General features: G+C 62.8%; 15 protein-coding genes and 1 tRNA gene. 6 read left to right on the plus strand and 10 right to left on the minus strand.

The annotated features are described in order from the left end of the window. The first annotated feature begins 9 nt into the window (after positions 1–9). A complete protein-coding gene (locus M653_RS0117250; RefSeq protein WP_027144469.1) occupies positions 10–1,251 on the plus strand; it encodes an FAD-dependent monooxygenase in 1,242 nt (413 codons plus the stop codon). 19 nt (positions 1,252–1,270) lie between these two features. Here the strand turns inward: M653_RS0117250 and M653_RS0117255 are convergent, their stop codons facing one another. From M653_RS0117255 to M653_RS0117275, 5 genes are all read right to left on the minus strand, one after another. Further along, positions 1,271–1,936: a TIGR02117 family protein gene (locus M653_RS0117255; protein ID WP_027144470.1), complete on the minus strand. Its 666-nt coding sequence runs from the start codon at positions 1,934–1,936 to the stop codon at positions 1,271–1,273. A gap of 118 nt (positions 1,937–2,054) precedes the next feature. After that, positions 2,055–2,858, minus strand: coding sequence for an amino acid ABC transporter ATP-binding protein (locus M653_RS0117260; RefSeq protein WP_013532420.1), 804 nt, complete (start codon positions 2,856–2,858; stop codon positions 2,055–2,057). 25 nt (positions 2,859–2,883) lie between these two features. Further along, a complete protein-coding gene (locus tag M653_RS0117265) occupies positions 2,884–4,041 on the minus strand; it encodes an amino acid ABC transporter permease (RefSeq protein WP_027144472.1) in 1,158 nt (385 codons plus the stop codon). A gap of 4 nt (positions 4,042–4,045) precedes the next feature. Continuing rightward, positions 4,046–5,233 carry an amino acid ABC transporter permease gene (locus M653_RS0117270; RefSeq protein ID WP_027144473.1) on the minus strand — a complete coding sequence of 396 codons (1,188 nt, stop codon included), beginning with the start codon at positions 5,231–5,233 and terminating at the stop codon, positions 4,046–4,048. A gap of 62 nt (positions 5,234–5,295) precedes the next feature. Beyond that, positions 5,296–6,324, minus strand: coding sequence for an amino acid ABC transporter substrate-binding protein (locus M653_RS0117275; RefSeq protein ID WP_027144474.1), 1,029 nt, complete (start codon positions 6,322–6,324; stop codon positions 5,296–5,298). 639 nt (positions 6,325–6,963) lie between these two features. Here M653_RS0117275 and M653_RS0117280 point away from each other — a divergent pair. From M653_RS0117280 to M653_RS0117300, 5 genes are all read left to right on the plus strand, one after another. Beyond that, on the plus strand, positions 6,964–8,151 hold the full coding sequence (locus M653_RS0117280; RefSeq protein WP_027144475.1) for a cystathionine beta-lyase: 1,188 nt from the start codon (positions 6,964–6,966) through the stop codon (positions 8,149–8,151). Between the two features lie 207 nt (positions 8,152–8,358). Next, positions 8,359–9,438, plus strand: a complete 1,080-nt coding sequence (locus tag M653_RS0117285; RefSeq protein WP_027144476.1) for an HPP family protein — start codon at positions 8,359–8,361, stop codon at positions 9,436–9,438. Positions 9,439–9,566: 128 nt separating this feature from the next. Then, on the plus strand, positions 9,567–10,253 hold the full coding sequence (locus M653_RS0117290) for an RNA polymerase sigma factor (protein WP_027144477.1): 687 nt from the start codon (positions 9,567–9,569) through the stop codon (positions 10,251–10,253). A gap of 106 nt (positions 10,254–10,359) precedes the next feature. After that, the gene (locus tag M653_RS0117295; protein ID WP_027144478.1) at positions 10,360–10,884 is read left to right on the plus strand and encodes a DUF4142 domain-containing protein; all 525 of its coding nucleotides are present in this window, start codon (positions 10,360–10,362) and stop codon (positions 10,882–10,884) included. Next, positions 10,881–11,204: a cupredoxin family copper-binding protein gene (locus tag M653_RS0117300; RefSeq protein ID WP_027144479.1), complete on the plus strand. Its 324-nt coding sequence runs from the start codon at positions 10,881–10,883 to the stop codon at positions 11,202–11,204. The genes M653_RS0117295 and M653_RS0117300 overlap by 4 nt, the downstream gene beginning before the upstream one ends. Before the next feature lie 22 nt (positions 11,205–11,226). On the opposite strand, the gene M653_RS0117305 is transcribed toward M653_RS0117300, so the two are convergent. The 5 genes from M653_RS0117305 to M653_RS0117325 all read right to left on the minus strand — a co-directional run bounded on the left by M653_RS0117305 (position 11,227) and on the right by M653_RS0117325 (position 15,335). Beyond that, positions 11,227–12,453, minus strand: a complete 1,227-nt coding sequence (locus tag M653_RS0117305; protein ID WP_027144480.1) for an anion transporter — start codon at positions 12,451–12,453, stop codon at positions 11,227–11,229. Positions 12,454–12,603: 150 nt separating this feature from the next. After that, entirely contained in the window at positions 12,604–13,566 is a 963-nt protein-coding gene (locus M653_RS0117310; protein ID WP_027144481.1) for a glycosyltransferase family 4 protein, read from the minus strand. Between the two features lie 211 nt (positions 13,567–13,777). Next, positions 13,778–14,566 carry a GGDEF domain-containing protein gene (locus tag M653_RS0117315; protein ID WP_027144482.1) on the minus strand — a complete coding sequence of 263 codons (789 nt, stop codon included), beginning with the start codon at positions 14,564–14,566 and terminating at the stop codon, positions 13,778–13,780. Between the two features lie 200 nt (positions 14,567–14,766). Next, positions 14,767–14,988: a hypothetical protein gene (locus M653_RS0117320; RefSeq protein ID WP_027144483.1), complete on the minus strand. Its 222-nt coding sequence runs from the start codon at positions 14,986–14,988 to the stop codon at positions 14,767–14,769. 270 nt (positions 14,989–15,258) lie between these two features. After that, positions 15,259–15,335: transfer RNA gene (locus M653_RS0117325), tRNA-Arg, on the minus strand. Positions 15,336–15,365 lie beyond the last annotated feature (30 nt).

Consider the following 15,365-nt stretch of genomic DNA (forward strand, 5'->3'; position numbering starts at 1 on the left):
CTCCCGATCATGAGCGAGACGCGGTCCCGGCAGGTCGTGATTGCCGGGGCTGGCATCGCCGGGCTGACGGCGGCGATTGCCTTCGCCGAACGCGGCTACCCCGTGAGGGTGTTCGAACAGGCCAAGCGCCTCGAAGCGGTGGGCGCCGGCATCCAGCTCTCTCCAAACGCGACGCGCATTCTGCGCCGGCTTGGCGTCCTCGACACGCTTCTTGTCAATGCCGTCAAGCCGGAAGCCGTGGTGCTGAAGGACGCCGCGAGCCTGCGCCAACTGGCACGCGTGCCGCTTGGCGGCGCCGGCGAGGAACGCTGGGGGGCGCCCTATCTCGTGGCGCACCGGGCGGATCTGCAAGACGCCCTGATGGCGCGCGTCGCGCAAATGCCCGGCATCCAGCTCACCACCGGCGCGCGCGTCGGCAACATCGCCGCCGGCACGCACGGCGTCACCGTGACCGCCGAGATGGACGGCAAGCCCGTCCAGGCGGCGGGTTTCCTTTTGGTTGGCGCCGACGGCGTCTGGTCGTCGGTGCGGAGGCTTGCCGGCCCAGGCGGCGGAGCCGGCCTCGCGAACAGCCAATTCTCCGGCGAACTGGCCTGGCGCGCGGCGGTGAGCGCGGACAGTGAAGCCGGGCGAGCCTTTGCCGCGATCGGCGCCCCCGACTGCGTCACCACCTTCCTGCACCCCGGCTTTCATTTGGTGGCCTATCCCGTGAGCAAGGGTGACGCGTTCAACCTTGTCGCTTTCACCAAAGGCGAGCGCATTGCCGAGGGCTGGTCCGGACACACCGATCCCGGCATCCTCGCCAGCGCCATGCGTGGCACGGCCGCGGGCCTTGCAAGACTGGTGGAATTGGCTGGCCCATGGCTGACCTGGCCACTCCATACAGTCGAACGGAAACAGCCCTGGACGATGCCAGCCGGCATCGCGCTGATCGGCGACGCCGCACATGCGATGACCCCGTTCGCGGCGCAAGGTGCTGCCATGGCGATCGAGGACGCCGCAATGCTTGCTGATTTCATTGCCGACTTCCCCGGCGACCTGTCGCAAAGCCTCACCATGTGGGAGAAGCTGAGACGACCGCGCATCGAAAAGGTGCTGAAACGCGGCGCGCTCAACCGCCTCGCCTGGCACGCCAGGGGACCGGTGGCACTGGCGCGCAATCTGCTCCTGGCGACGCGGCCGGGAGAGAAGCTCGCGGCGGATTTGGACTGGCTATACGGGTGGGAACAGCAGCAGATCATCCGTCGCTGAAAGGAGCCTGCGGCAAAAGCTAATTATACAGCCGCATCGACAACCCAAGCGATGCCGGCAGCGGGTTCCACCAGCCGGTGCGCAGGCCGGCGGTGCGCAGTGCCGCCGCCGTCCAGGTGTTGCAGCCGATCAGCGCGTTGAAACGGCCATTGGCCTCATAAAAACGGTCGAAATTGGAGTAGGCGGCATTGTCGATGACCATCGGGCCGCTCGGTCCCTGCTGAAAACTCGCTTCGATGAAGTCGAGCAATGCGGCGAAACGGTCCTTGTCCACGTCGAAGCCGGCGACATCGGGGTGCGCCTCGGTGATATCGCCAGCGACGTCGACATGCATCACCGAAGCGTCGAGCGTCAGCGCTTTGAATACGGGCAGCGCCTTCACTTGCGACCATGTCGGCGTTTCCAGGTAAAAGGCCCGCCCACCCCAGCCGAAGACGATGTAGCGCACTTCAGGTGCGTCCGAAGGCAGGCCGGCATCGGTCAGGAAACGGAAGCGCCGGCGCATCTCGTCATCCACCGGAATGGCGATGTCGGTGTGGATCGCGTTCTTCAGCACCAATATGCGCCGCGTGCCCTCACCCGCAGCGGCCGCCGGCCAGAGCGGCCGCGGCACCAGCGTGCCGAGCGCCACGGCGAGCACCGCTGCTGCAACCAGCATGGCCAGGAAACGCAGGAGCTTTCTCATCGGTGCGACTTCGCGATTCCGTTCGCGGCTCAATGGAGAAGATCGTTACCTGACGAGCCAGACGCGAAAAAGCCCGGCAATGGCGCGACCGGGCTTTTTCGAATCGGCGTCAGTCCGCTCAGTGCAGGATCTGCGACAGGAACAGTTTCGTGCGTTCGTGGCGCGGATGGTCGAAGAACTCGGCCGGCGTGTTCTGCTCGACGATCTGGCCCTGATCCATGAAGATCACCCGGTTGGCGACCTTCCGCGCAAAGCCCATCTCGTGGGTGACGCAGAGCATGGTCATGCCTTCCTCGGCGAGGCCAACCATGGTCTCCAGCACTTCCTTGATCATTTCGGGGTCGAGTGCCGAGGTCGGCTCGTCAAACAGCATGATGCGCGGGTTCATGCACAGCGAGCGGGCGATCGCCACGCGCTGCTGCTGGCCGCCGGAAAGCTGGCCCGGATATTTGTTGGCCTGCTCGGGAATTTTGACCCGCTTGAGGAAATGCATGGCGATTTCCTCGGCCTGCTTCTTCGGTGTCTTGCGCACCCAGATCGGCGCCAGCGTGCAGTTCTCCAGGATGGTCAGATGCGGGAACAGGTTGAAGTGCTGGAACACCATGCCGACCTCGCGGCGCACCTCGTCGATCTTCTTCAGATCGTTGGTCAGTTCCTTGCCGTCGACGATGATCTTGCCCTTCTGGTGCTCTTCCAGACGGTTGATGCAGCGGATCATGGTCGATTTGCCAGACCCGGACGGTCCGCAGATGACGATGCGCTCGCCGCGCATCACCTTCAGATTGATGTCCTTCAGCACATGGAACTCGCCATACCATTTGTGCATGGCGATGATGTCGATGGCGACATCGGTGGTGGAAATCTGCATCTTGGCGGCGTTGACCTTGATCTCTTCCGCGCTGACGGCGTTTTCGGTGGCCATGGCTGGGGTCCCCTTGTTCTTTTGTTTAGCGTTTGTAGCCGGTGTCGAGCCGGCGTTCCGTGTACATTGAATAGCGCGACATGCCGAAGCAGAACAGCCAGAAGACGAAGGCCGCGAAGACCAGGCCGGATTTCGCGGTCTGCGCCGTTGCCCAATTGGCATCCGAGAAGTTCTGCTTGACGATGCCGAGCAGGTCGAACATCGAGATGATGAGGACCAGGCTGGTGTCCTTGAACATGCCGATGAAGGTATTGACGATGCCGGGGATGACCAGCTTCAGCGCCTGCGGCAACACGATCAACCCCATCTTCTGCCAGTAGCCGAGGCCGAGCGAATCGGCGCCTTCATACTGGCCCTTGGGGATCGCCTGCAGGCCGCCGCGCACCACTTCGGCCATATAGGCCGCCGCAAACAGCGACACACCGATCAGCGCCCTCAGATACTTGTCGAAAGTGACGCCGGCCGGCAGGAACAGCGGCAGCATGACGCTGACGAAAAACAGAACGGTGATCAACGGTATGCCGCGCACGGCTTCGATGAAGATAACGCACAGCATCTTGACGATCGGCATCTTCGAGCGCCGCCCGAGCGCCAGCACGGTCCCCAGCGGCAACGACACGGCGATGCCAACGAAGGACAGGCTCAGCGTGATGAGCAGCCCGCCCCAGCGCGAGGTTTCGACATGCGGCAGGCCGAATATGCCGCCGACCAGAAGGAAGAAGGAAACGATCGGCAGCACCAGGAAGAGCAGGATGGCGTTCAGCCCCTTGCGCGGCACACGCGGCATCAGCATCGGCACCAGCAGGGCCACGAACAGGATGGCGACCAGGATCGGCCGCCAGCGCTCCTCGACCGGATAGGTGCCGAACATGAACTGGCCGAACTTGGCGTTAACGAAAGCCCAGCAGGCTCCGCTCCAGCCGTCGGGCTGAATGCCGCCTTGCGCAACGGTCGCGCAGACCGTGCGGTCCGGCCCGGTCCACTGTGCGTTGATGAACGCCCAATTGATGACCTGCGGCAGAATCCAGGCGACGATGACGATGCCGAGGATGGTGAGGATGGTGTCGCCGGCCGAACCGATCAGGTTCCTGCGCACCCAGGCGATGGGGCCGCTGACGCTCGCCGGCGCGGGCTGCGCGAGCGCCATCTCGGTACGCACCCAGGACATGTCATGTTCCTGCATGGCTCTACCTCTCCACCAGCGCCATTCTGGCGTTGACCACGTTCATGACAGCCGAGGTCACAAGGCTGAGTATGAGATAGGCGATCATCATGATCAGCACGCCTTCGACCGCCTGCCCGGTTTGGTTCAGAACCGTGCCGGCTGTCGCCGTCAGGTCGGGATAACCGATGGCGATCGCCAGCGAGGAGTTCTTGGTCAGGTTGAGATACTGGCTGGTCAGCGGTGGGATCACGATGCGCATGGCCTGCGGCACCACGACCAGCCGCAAGATCGACCCGGATCGCAGGCCAAGTGCCGCCGCCGCCTCGGTCTGGCCCTTGCTGACGCCCCTGATGCCGGCGCGCACGATTTCGGCGATGAAGGCCGCCGTGTAGCAGGACAGCGCCAGATAGAGCGACAGGAATTCCGGCTTGACCTGGAAGCCGCCGGTCAGGTTGAAGGTTGACTGTTTCGGCAAATCAAAGCTCAGCGGAAAGCCGCTCAGCACATAAGCGAGCAGCGGCAGGCCGACGATCAGCGCGGCGGACGTCCAGAACACCGGAAATTGCTGGCCTGTCGCCATCTGCCGCTGACGCGCCTTCCGGGCGACGAACCAGGACATGGCGATGCCCACCACAAGGGCGACCAGGATCAGCCAGGAGCCGTCGCCCCAGACTGGGCGGGGAAAATAGAAGCCGCGCTGGTTGAGGAAGGAGCCGAAAGGCAGATGATAGGAGTCGCGCGGCGGCGGCAGTACGGCGAGCACGCCGGAATACCAGAAGAAGATGACCAGCAGCGGCGGGATGTTGCGGAAAATCTCGACATAGACCGTGCAGATCTTCTGGATCAGCCAATTCTGCGACAGGCGGCCGATGCCGATGACGAAGCCGATGATGGTGGCGGTGATGATGCCGGCGGCGGCAACGATGATGGTGTTGATCAGGCCGACGATGATGGCGCGGCCATAGGTCGAGTCCGACGTATAGGCGATCGGCGTGTCCGATATGTCGAATCCGGCGCGCCCCTTGAGGAAGCCGAAGCCGGAGGCGATGTGCAGGCGATGCAGATTGTCGATGACGTTCTGCACGATCCACCAGATGGAGCCGAACAACAAGACGACGACCAGCGTCTGGAAGAAGAGACTGCGTATTCTCGGATCATTGACGAAGGAGCCGCGGCTCGGCTCCTCGCGTAGGATTTCCTGCGATGCCATGTCACGTCCCCTGTGAAAGAGAAACCGGAAGGCAGGTGCCTGCCTTCCGGATCACATTTCGATCAGCGGATCGGCGGCGCGTATTGCAGGCCACCCTTGGTCCACAGCGCATTGATGCCGCGGGCGATCTTGAGCGGGCTGCCCGAGCCGACATTGCGGTCGAACATTTCGCCGTAATTGCCGACAGCCTTGACGATGTTGACGACCCAGTCGTTGGAGACGCCGAGATCGGTGCCGATCTTGGTATCGGCTTCCTGGCCGAGCACACGCTTGATCTCCGGGCTGGCGGAGTTCTTCATCTCGTCGACATTGGCCTTGGTGATGCCGAGTTCCTCGGCATCGAGCAGAGCGAAATAGGTCCACTTGACGATGTGATACCACTGGTCGTCGCCCTGGCGAACGGCAGGTCCGAGCGGCTCTTTCGAGATGATCTCGGGCAGCACGACGTGATCGGCAGGCGAGCCGAGCGTCAAGCGAATGCCGTAAAGGCCCGACTGGTCGGTGGTGTAGACGTCGCAGCGGCCGGCATCATAGGCGGCGTTGACCTCTTCCAGCTTCTCGAAGACGACCGGATTGTACTCCATCTTGTTCGCCTTGAAATAGTCGGCGAGGTTGAGCTCGGTGGTCGTGCCGCTCTGCACACAGACGGCGGCGCCCGAAAGCTGCAGCGCCGAATTGACGCCCGGCAGCTTCTTGGCGTTGATCATGAAGCCCTGGCCGTCATAGTAGGTCGTGCCGATGAAATTCAGGCCGAGCGCGGTGTCGCGGTTGATCGTCCAGGTGGTGTTGCGCGACAGGATGTCGACCTCGCCGGACTGCAGCGCGGTAAAGCGCTCCTTGGCGCTGAGCGGCGTGAACTTGACCTTGGTGCCGTCACCGAAGACGGCGGCGGCAACCGCGCGGCAGAAATCGGCGTCGATGCCTTGCCAGTCGCCCTTGTCGTCCGGCGCGGAGAAGCCGGCCAGACCGGTCGAGACGCCGCACTGGATGAAGCCCTTCGCCTTGACGGTGTCGAGCGTGCCTGCCGACGCGGCCGACGCCATCAGTCCGAGCGTGGCGACGCCAAGAATGCCGATAGCAATGTGTTTCATAACCCACAGACCCTTTTCTGTTTTTTCAGGCAAAACCCTGATCTTTTTTCCCTTGTGAACGCAGCTCCCATCCCGGCCCATTCCCGAAACCCCGCATCGCAAACCGACGCACCGCCTCCCATTCACGAACAGCATCGAAGGCGATAATTCCCGTGAGGTCAAGGAAAATGACCGAATTGCAACGGGTTTGAAAATCGATTGCCTGAAATGCCTGAATTGCAGACAGATGCGCCCGCGATTTAGTCAGAAGCGCAAATTTACTCGGCAAAGCTCATTTGACGCGGATGTGACCCGGTGCTGTAAAATCCGTTCCGGGCTATACCTTAGCGTTACTGCCCTCAGCACGAAATGCATTGACGTTGCGTAATAGCCTTCGGCCGACGATACCCCATGATTGCCGGTCAATATTGCTTGTGGACAAAGTTGGCGCGCACTCTCAAAGCGCCGGAAAGATGAGAAAGGCGCCGACCGCAACCATCAATGCACCGGGGACCCGCGGGATCAATTGCCCAGTCGGAACCACCTTCTCCGGACCCGGGAATTGGCATATTCGAAGTCCATTCCTGGCGGACAGTGGGCTGTTGCACGGCCTACGACGCCGCACTATGGCTAGCGCCTTGTCAAACAAGGCGACCAAGAATGGCGAAAGACGGCAGCGAGCAGGGTTCCGGCAAGGTGGGCATCAACACACGGCTTGCCCATTCGGGCAACAACCCGCACGACTATTTCGGCTTCGTCAATCCGCCGGTGGTGCATGCCTCGACCGTGCTGTACCCCAATGCCGCCGCGATGGCCGCTCGCAACCAGAAATACACCTACGGCACGCGCGGCACACCGACGACCGATGCCCTTGCACTGGCGATCGATGCGCTGGAGGGATCCGCCGGCACCATCGTGGTGCCATCGGGCCTCGCAGCGGTAACCATTCCGCTGCTCGCCTTCGTATCGGCGGGCGACCATCTGCTGATCGTCGATTCCGTCTATCACCCCACGAGAAACTTCGCCGACACGATGCTGAAGCGGTTGGGCGTCGAGGTCGAGTATTATGCTCCCAATGTCGGCGCCGGCATCGCGGCTTTGATCAAGCCGAACACCAAAGTGGTGTTCACCGAATCGCCGGCCTCCAATACGTTCGAGGTGCAGGATATCCCGGCAATCGCCAAGGCGGCGCATGCGGCTGGCGCCATCGTGATGATGGACAACACCTGGGCGACGCCGCTCTATTTCCGGCCGCTCGACCATGGCGTCGACATCTCGATCCACGCGGCGACGAAATATCCGGCCGGACATTCGGACGTGCTGCTCGGCACGGTCTCGGCCACTGAGGCCTGTTGGAAGCAGCTCTACGAGAGCTTTTGCACGCTTGGCTGCTGTGCGGGCCCCGACGATGTCTATCAGGTGCTGCGCGGCCTGCGCACAATGGGCGTGCGGCTCGAGCATCATCAGCGCAGCGCACTCGCCATCGCGTCGTGGCTCGAAGGCCAGAAGGGCGTGGCGCGCGTGCTCCACCCTGCCCTTCCCAGCCATCCGGATCACGCCCTATGGAAACGCGACTTCTGCGGTTCGAGCGGCATCTTTTCCATCGTGCTTGCCGGCGGCGGCCAGAAGGAGCAGCACGCTTTCCTGGACGCGCTGCAGATCTTCGGCCTCGGCTACTCCTGGGGCGGCTATGAGAGCCTCGCTGTGCCTGTCTGGCTTGGCGACCGCGTCGTTGCGAAAGGCCCATACGAAGGTCCGTTGATCCGCCTGCAGATCGGCCTCGAGGATGTCGACGACTTGAAAGCCGACATCCTGCGCGGACTTACGGCGGCGGCACGCACGGGCTGACGTCAAACAGACTCGGCAAAGGGCCGCAAGCCCTTGACGCTGATGACAAAGCGGGAGCCGCAGCCAGCACTCCGGCGAAAGCCGGCGCGCAATATTATTCTCCTGCGCCGTGACTTTACGGATTTGTTTGACTTTCAAATCGGCGAATTCGGCCGCATTGCGCGCCGCACGCATCCTCGACAGATCCATTCCTCGCAAAGTTTCTCAATGGCCTTTCGTCTTTTTGTCCCCATCCTCGCCGGCGCGACGCTGCGTGAACGCATCCTGGCGTGCATCGGCGCCACGATCGGCATCGCTCTGACCGGCGTGATCAGCGGGCTGGCGATGGGCGGCGGCCCGCATGTGGCCCTGCTGGTGGCGCCGATGGGCGCATCCGCCGTGCTTCTGTTCGCTGTGCCCGCGAGCCCGTTGGCGCAGCCCTGGTCGATCATCGGCGGCAACTCCATATCGGCGCTGGTCGGCGTGACCGTCGCGCATTTCATCCATGATCCGGTGATGGCCTCGGGCCTCGCGGTGGCATTGGCCATCGCCGCGATGTCGTTCACGCGCTGCCTGCATCCGCCAGGCGGCGCCGCCGCGCTGACGGCGGTGCTCGGTGGGCCGGCCGTCATCAGCGCGGGCTTCCTGTTCCCGTTCGTGCCGGTGGCCCTGAATTCGACCATCCTGGTGGCGCTGGGTTACCTTTTCCACAAGCTGGCGCGGCGCAACTACCCGCATGTCGTGGCACCGGCCGCCAACAGCCACGGTACCGCCGATCCCCCGGCTCAGCAGCGCGCCGGTTTCCGGTCCGAGGACATCGACGCGGCGCTGACGGCGCTCGACGAGACCTTCGATATCGACCGCGACGACCTCGAACGGCTGCTGCGACAGGTCGAATTGCAGGCCATGGTGCGGTCGCACCGGACGCTGCTGTGCAAGGACATCATGTCGCGCGACGTGGTTTCGGTGCCCGAACAGGCCACCGCCGACGAGGCACGCCGGCAACTGCTCGATCACAATATCCGCACCTTGCCGGTGGTCGATGCCGAAGCAAGGCTGGTTGGCGCCGTCGGCCTACGCGAGCTGACGAAAGCCGTCGACACGGTGAAGAGCGTGATGGCAAAAGCCGGCACCGCCTCGCCCGAGACGCCGGCGATGAGCCTGCTTCCGGCGCTGACCGACGGCCGCAGCCATGCCGTGGTGATCGTCGACGGCGAGCGGCGCATTCTCGGCCTGATCACGCAGACCGACCTGCTGGCGGCCGCCGCACGCGTGCAGACAGCAGACAAAGGATTGGCGGCGGCCTAGAATAGTGGGCCCCGGATCCCGCTGATCCGGGAACCTTTTGCCGGCAGGCGCATCCAACGTGCAGTCAAGCGCATGTTCGAAGAAGGCGCCTGTTCGAAGGGGCGCCTGTTCGGGGAGATCCGGTCGCGATGAGCAAGCTCGCAACGCCCGCCACGGCACCCATGGTTGCCGAAAGCCTTTCCGGCGACATGCTGCTCGTCCACAAGGCGCAGGCGCGCGAGCCGAATGCTTTTCGCGCCATCATGAAAATACACAACCAGAGGCTCTACCGCATCGCGCGCGGCATTCTGCGCAACGACGCCGAAGCCGAGGATGTTGTCCAGGAGGCCTATGTCAGCGCCTTCGCCAGCCTGGCGGCATTTCGCGGCGAATCCACGCTCGCCACCTGGCTGTCGCGCATCGTCATCAACGAAGCGCTTGGCCGCCTGCGCAAGAAGCGTCGCACAGTGGATATGCCTGACAATCCGGAAGCGCAAATCATCCGGTTTCCCCTCAATTCCAACGACGATCCGGAGCGCGCGATGGCGCAGCGGCAGATTCTCGCACTTGTCGAACGAGCGACCGACAACTTGCCCGACATTTACCGCATGGTCTTCGTCGCCCGCGTCATCGAGGGCCTGAGCATGGAAGAAACCGCCGATTTGCTTGGCGTGCGGCCGGAGACCGTCAAGACGAGACTGCACCGGGCCCGTGTCCTGCTACGCAAGGCGCTGGACGATGAAATCGGCCCTGTGCTGCTCGATGCCTTCCCGTTCGCCGGGCGGCGCTGCGAGCGACTGACCCGGGCGGTGATGGAACGGCTGGGTTTCGAATGATGCGGTCCTGATTTCCGGGAACGTTTCTCTCCGCCCCGCATCCAATGAGCGTCAACTGAAAGATTTGAGCCCGGCACCTCTTCGCGGCCGGGCCAAGGAGGATACCATGTTCACCCGATATACCGTTGCCCTTGCCGCCCTGCTTCTCGTCGGCGCCGCCCCGGTCTCGCAAGCCGCCGACAAGCCGACCGACCCGCAGATCGCCCATATCGCCTATACGGCAGGCGTCCTCGACATCGAGGCTGCCAAGCAGGCGATCAAGACATCGAAGAACAAGGAGGTCGTCGATTTCGCCAAGGACATGGAGCGCGACCACGAAGCGGTGAACAAGCAGGCGCTTGACCTCGTCAAGAAGCTCAAGGTGAAGCCCGAGGACAACGCCACCAGCCAGGCGCTGACGAAGGCAGCGAAAGAGGAACGCGCCAAGCTCGCCAAGCTGAAAGGCGCGGCCTTCGACAAGGCCTATATCGAAAACGAGGTCGCTTATCACAAGCAGGTCGATGGCGCGCTCGAAACCCTGCTCATTCCCTCGGCCAGCAATGCCGAGCTGAAGAGCCTGCTCGAGACCGGCCTCAAGATCTTCCAGGGCCACGAGCAGCATGCCGAACACGTCGCCGGCATGCTGAAATGAAAGCGGGCGCCTTGGATCAACTGGCGTGGCTGGCAATGCTGGCGCTGACCTTTGCGGCGGCGCCGGCGACGGCCGCAACCATCCAGGTGACGATCGACAGGCTCGTCTATTCGCCGGCAAGCCTCCAGGCCAAAGTCGGCGACACGATCGAATGGGTGAACAAGGACGTGGTCGCCCACACGGCTACCGTGAAGGGTGGCTGGGACGTGATGATCCCGCCGAAATCCAAGGGACAAGTGACCCTCAAGACAGCGGGCGCGGTGGATTATTTCTGCCGCTTCCATCCGAACATGAAGGGCCATCTCGATGTGGCGCCCTGAACCGGTCCAGCCGCAGGACCGGTCAGGACATCATAGCCAGCCATGCAGTGCCGAACGCGAGCGTGATCAGCGTCAGCGGCAGCCCGACCTTGAAGAAGGCACCGAAAGACAACGGTGTGCCTGCCGATTTGGATTGTTCGGCGACGATCAGGTTGGCGACCGAGCCGAGCAAGGTGAAGTTGCCGGCCAGCGTCGAACTCATGGCCACCACCAGCCAGGCGCGCTCGGGGTTCTCCAGGCCGGGGATAAATGGCCTGAGCGCCAGCACGGCCGGAACATTGCTCATGATGTTGGACAACACCGCGGTGAAACCCGACAGCCTCCAGACATCGTCGAGCCCGATGTTCTTGGCCGAGGCGATCATGTCTGATGTCAGCAGCGTCTTTTCCGCGCCCGCAACCACCACGAACAGACCCGCGAACATGAACAGCAGCGGTCCGTCGATCTCGCGGTAGATGCGCGATGGCTTGATGGCGCGGGTGAGCAGCAGAATGGCCCCGCCAATGAGCGCCGCCTTGGCTACGGGAACACCGGCGAAGAAGGCGATCGCCAATCCGATGCAGACGACCACCGCCTTGAGCACCTGACCGCGATGCATGCGGCCGCGCGAGATGTGTGGGGTCAGTTCGCCGTTGCGGGTGAATTCGGCGCGATAGACGATGCGCACAATGACGATAACGGCGACAAGGCCAAACAAGGCCACCGGCGCGAGCGCCGCCGAAAAGGCCGGATAGGAAATGCCAGATAGCGCGCCGATGACCATGTTCTGCGGATTGCCGGTGATGGTGGCGACGCTGCCGCAGTTCGAAGCGGTGGCGGTGGCGATCAGATAGGGGATGGGGTTGCGGTTGATGACGCGGGTGACGTGGACGACGATCGGCGCCATGACCAGGCAGATGGCGTCGTTGACCAGGAAGGCCGACAGCACGCCGGTCAGGAGCGTCACCATCACCAGGAGCATGAACGGCGCATGCGCGTGCTCGATGGCGATTGCGCCGAGACCGCGAAAGGCGCCCGATACCTTCAGATGCGCCACCACGATCATCATGCCGAGCAGAAGCGTGATGGTGTCGAAATTGATGGCGCGATAGGCGTCTTCCATGCTGAGCGCGCCGATGGCGATCATCGCCGCGCCGCCAAGCAGCGCAATGCCTGCCCGGTCAAGCCGCAGGCCAGGTATTCGGCCGATGGCCACTCCGGCATAGGTGAGGACCAGGATCAGCAGTGCCGCGGCGCCTGTCAATGTCATCGGTAGAAGCCCTGCTCGATCTGTCCGCGCACCGATGCCGGCCGCCCGCGATTCACGTGATCCCAGCTTTAGCGCGATGTCGGGATTGATGCCAAACGGCTACGTGGACTATTGGCGGAGAATATCTGAAGGCCGATGGCGCGGGTGCCGCTAGCGTCGGTAGAAATCCAGCCGCTGTTGCAACGCCTGCGGTGAAAACAGCTGCTCGACTGTCTGCCGCGCCTTGCGGCCGACCGTCGCCCGCAGGCCCGGGTCGGCTTTGAGATCCGCCAAGATCCGCGCCGCCTGTTGCGTCGTTTCAAACAGGAAGCCGTTTTCGCCATGCCTGATGTGGTCGGCGTAGCCGCCATTCGCATGGCAGACCACGGGCAAACCGCAGGCCATCGCCTCGAACACCACGCGGCCGAACGTCTCCACATGGGAGCCGGTGCGATAATAAAAGACGTCGAGCGTCGGCAGAAACTGTTCGGCGGCAACTTCACCCTGCGGCAGGAGTTCGAGTTGCGGATGCGGCGCAAGCCTGCCCTTGAGTGGCATGCCGCCCTGAATCCGCACCGCAATGCCATCGCCAAGCAATGCCTCATAGAGCGCAACATCGTCGGCGTGGTGCTTGTCCGCCGTGTCGCGGCTCAGCCGCCCTACCCTGAACGGACCGCTTGGCCTTGCCGGCAGTGGCGAGAAGCGCTCGATATCGATCGGCGAGGCATGGACGACGCCTTCGACCTCCAGCATGCGCCTCTGAAAGTCGGAGATCAACACCAGTTCGGCAGCGGGCCAACCCAGCAGGCGCGGCCTGCGTGTCGTCAGAGCGATGATCTTGGGATGAAAGGTGTTGAAGACATAGATCAGCCGGTGCGGCCGCGGGACCAGATAAGGCCACATCTTGTTGCGCCAATGCGCGCCAAGAAAGACATAGGTGCCACCATCCGGCACATTGCGTGTTGCCGGTGAGACGCGGCGTATCGGAAATTCCCGCATCAGGTCTTCGGATACGCGCGACGAGGTTGCCCAGAGGCGCACCTGCGAGCCGGCGCTCAACAGCCGATACAACTCCAGGGTTTCGCGCTCACTGCCGCCAAACGGGTTCTGAAAGCCGTTGAATAAATGGATCATGATCGCGGTGCTTACTGGGTTCTATCCCGGCGCGTTTCGCCATTCATTGCCTGCCCCCAAGGGGCGTGCCGTACCCGTGAACCGCACGATCGAGGGACTTAAGAGGCAGGACTATTTCCGGCGATACTTCCTACATTGCTTGCCCGGAGGAAGCACACAGACAAGCAAGCGTCAAGGAAGCGGCCGGTGCGAGCTCGCTGCGAGGTCGCCGTCAGTGGACGGTAGCGATGCTGGGCAGAGACACCAGGGAGGCTTCCGCCGGATCGAAGCTGACCTGATCGCGCCCGTTCGACTTGGCGGCATAAAGCCGTCTGTCGGCGGCGGAGAATATTGCCTCGTAGGTGGTCGGCCCGCTGAAGCTGGTGCCGCCGATGCTGACGGAAAGCGGGCAGGAGCGGCCGCCTGGGGAAAAGTCCATTTCGCGTATCCGTCGGCGGATGCCTTCGGCAACCAGCCAGGATTGCGAGGGGTCGACACCGGGAAGGAATACGCCGAACTCCTCGCCGCCGATCCGGCCGACGATATCGCCGCCGCGCAGCTGGCCCTTGATCGCCTGCGCGATCAGTTTGAGCGCCTGGTCGCCGCAATCATGGCCGAGACGGTCGTTGATCGACTTGAAATGGTCGGCATCGATGATCAGCAGCGCGCCGGAACGGGTCTCTTCCTGCTTGCGGGTCTGCTCGAGATAGGCCTCGACCAGCATCGAGAAGGCGCCGCGGTTCAGCACCGCCGTCAGGCTGTCCGTCGCGGCGATGACGCTGAGGTCGCGCTGGGCTATCGCCAGCTGGCGGATCTTCCACATCAGGAAAAACAGAAACGAGCCACCCAGCACCAAGGGCAGCAGTAGGTCGGTCAGCTTCGCGCGCCAGACAGATTCGGGCGAAAGATAGGGGAAATTGAACGAATCGACGAAAAACGCCACGGCGATAAAGAATGCCGTGCCGGCGCCGGTGACGGCGATCACCCTGCCCCAGCTGGTCGGCGACAGGTCCAGCTTCATCCCTTCCACTCCGTTAGCCGTCCCTACTATGACGTGCCAACGCAAACAAAATGATAAGACTTTCCTTTCAATTCGACATCGGATGACGGGGAGACGAGATCAGATGGCCGGGAGCGGGGCACGATCGCCCAATAGCGGCCGTGTCCCGGTTGTGGAAGCAAATTTACTCTCCGCATTTCGGAGCGGGAGCAATTCCGAAGTCAGCGGGTGGACGCCGGCCCAACCGCCTCGGCGACGAAGGATGCCGCGATCAGGTCGTCGGCATCCAGCTGCAAGGAATCGCCGCCAGCTCCCATGATGGCCGCGACCTTGTGAAAGATTTTCATCTCATGGCCGGAAATTTCGGCATTCTGCATTCGGGCCCTGAGGTCGGCGATACGCCGCCCCAAGGCAGGGGACGTTCCAATCTCACGTTTCGACATAACCTGGTTTCTCCTCCCCCAACCCATGCTTGTTTTGCCCCACCCATTCGCTTGCCCGCACATTGCCCTTTATGAGGCTCCACGAATACAAGCCCCCGAACGCGCAGTTTTGGCCAAGGTTCCAACACGGCCAGATCACGAAATAATTCCAGAGCCCGGCTGGCCCGGAACTTCTGTTCCAGCTTCCATCACACGGCGTGGCAGCACCGACAGGCAAGGGTGAAGGTCAAGCGGCCGCGTGAAGTTATGCGGCGTAAGCCATTGAAAAAATGGCGATCCCGACAGGATTCGAACCTGTGACCATCGGCTTAGAAGGCCGGTGCTCTATCCAGCTGAGCTACGGGACCGTTGGCCGGCCAATGGGCCGGCTGAAATAC

The sequence above is a fragment of the Mesorhizobium sp. WSM3626 genome (assembly GCF_000513935.1).
In the GTDB taxonomy this organism is placed as follows: Bacteria; Pseudomonadota; Alphaproteobacteria; order Rhizobiales; family Rhizobiaceae; genus Mesorhizobium; species Mesorhizobium salmacidum.

Excerpts from the sequence above, each read along its gene's own strand:
- M653_RS0117250 (WP_027144469.1), top strand. The coding sequence starts at position 10 with ATGAGCGAGACGCGGTCCCGGCAGGTCGTGATTGCCGGGGCTGGCATC.
- M653_RS0117255 (WP_027144470.1), bottom strand. The coding sequence starts at position 1,936 with ATGAGAAAGCTCCTGCGTTTCCTGGCCATGCTGGTTGCAGCAGCGGTG.
- M653_RS0117260 (WP_013532420.1), bottom strand. The coding sequence starts at position 2,858 with ATGGCCACCGAAAACGCCGTCAGCGCGGAAGAGATCAAGGTCAACGCC.
- M653_RS0117265 (WP_027144472.1), bottom strand. The coding sequence starts at position 4,041 with ATGCAGGAACATGACATGTCCTGGGTGCGTACCGAGATGGCGCTCGCG.
- M653_RS0117270 (WP_027144473.1), bottom strand. The coding sequence starts at position 5,233 with ATGGCATCGCAGGAAATCCTACGCGAGGAGCCGAGCCGCGGCTCCTTC.
- M653_RS0117275 (WP_027144474.1), bottom strand. The coding sequence starts at position 6,324 with ATGAAACACATTGCTATCGGCATTCTTGGCGTCGCCACGCTCGGACTG.
- M653_RS0117280 (WP_027144475.1), top strand. The coding sequence starts at position 6,964 with ATGGCGAAAGACGGCAGCGAGCAGGGTTCCGGCAAGGTGGGCATCAAC.
- M653_RS0117285 (WP_027144476.1), top strand. The coding sequence starts at position 8,359 with ATGGCCTTTCGTCTTTTTGTCCCCATCCTCGCCGGCGCGACGCTGCGT.
- M653_RS0117290 (WP_027144477.1), top strand. The coding sequence starts at position 9,567 with ATGAGCAAGCTCGCAACGCCCGCCACGGCACCCATGGTTGCCGAAAGC.
- M653_RS0117295 (WP_027144478.1), top strand. The coding sequence starts at position 10,360 with ATGTTCACCCGATATACCGTTGCCCTTGCCGCCCTGCTTCTCGTCGGC.
- M653_RS0117300 (WP_027144479.1), top strand. The coding sequence starts at position 10,881 with ATGAAAGCGGGCGCCTTGGATCAACTGGCGTGGCTGGCAATGCTGGCG.
- M653_RS0117305 (WP_027144480.1), bottom strand. The coding sequence starts at position 12,453 with ATGACATTGACAGGCGCCGCGGCACTGCTGATCCTGGTCCTCACCTAT.
- M653_RS0117310 (WP_027144481.1), bottom strand. The coding sequence starts at position 13,566 with ATGATCCATTTATTCAACGGCTTTCAGAACCCGTTTGGCGGCAGTGAG.
- M653_RS0117315 (WP_027144482.1), bottom strand. The coding sequence starts at position 14,566 with ATGAAGCTGGACCTGTCGCCGACCAGCTGGGGCAGGGTGATCGCCGTC.
- M653_RS0117320 (WP_027144483.1), bottom strand. The coding sequence starts at position 14,988 with ATGTCGAAACGTGAGATTGGAACGTCCCCTGCCTTGGGGCGGCGTATC.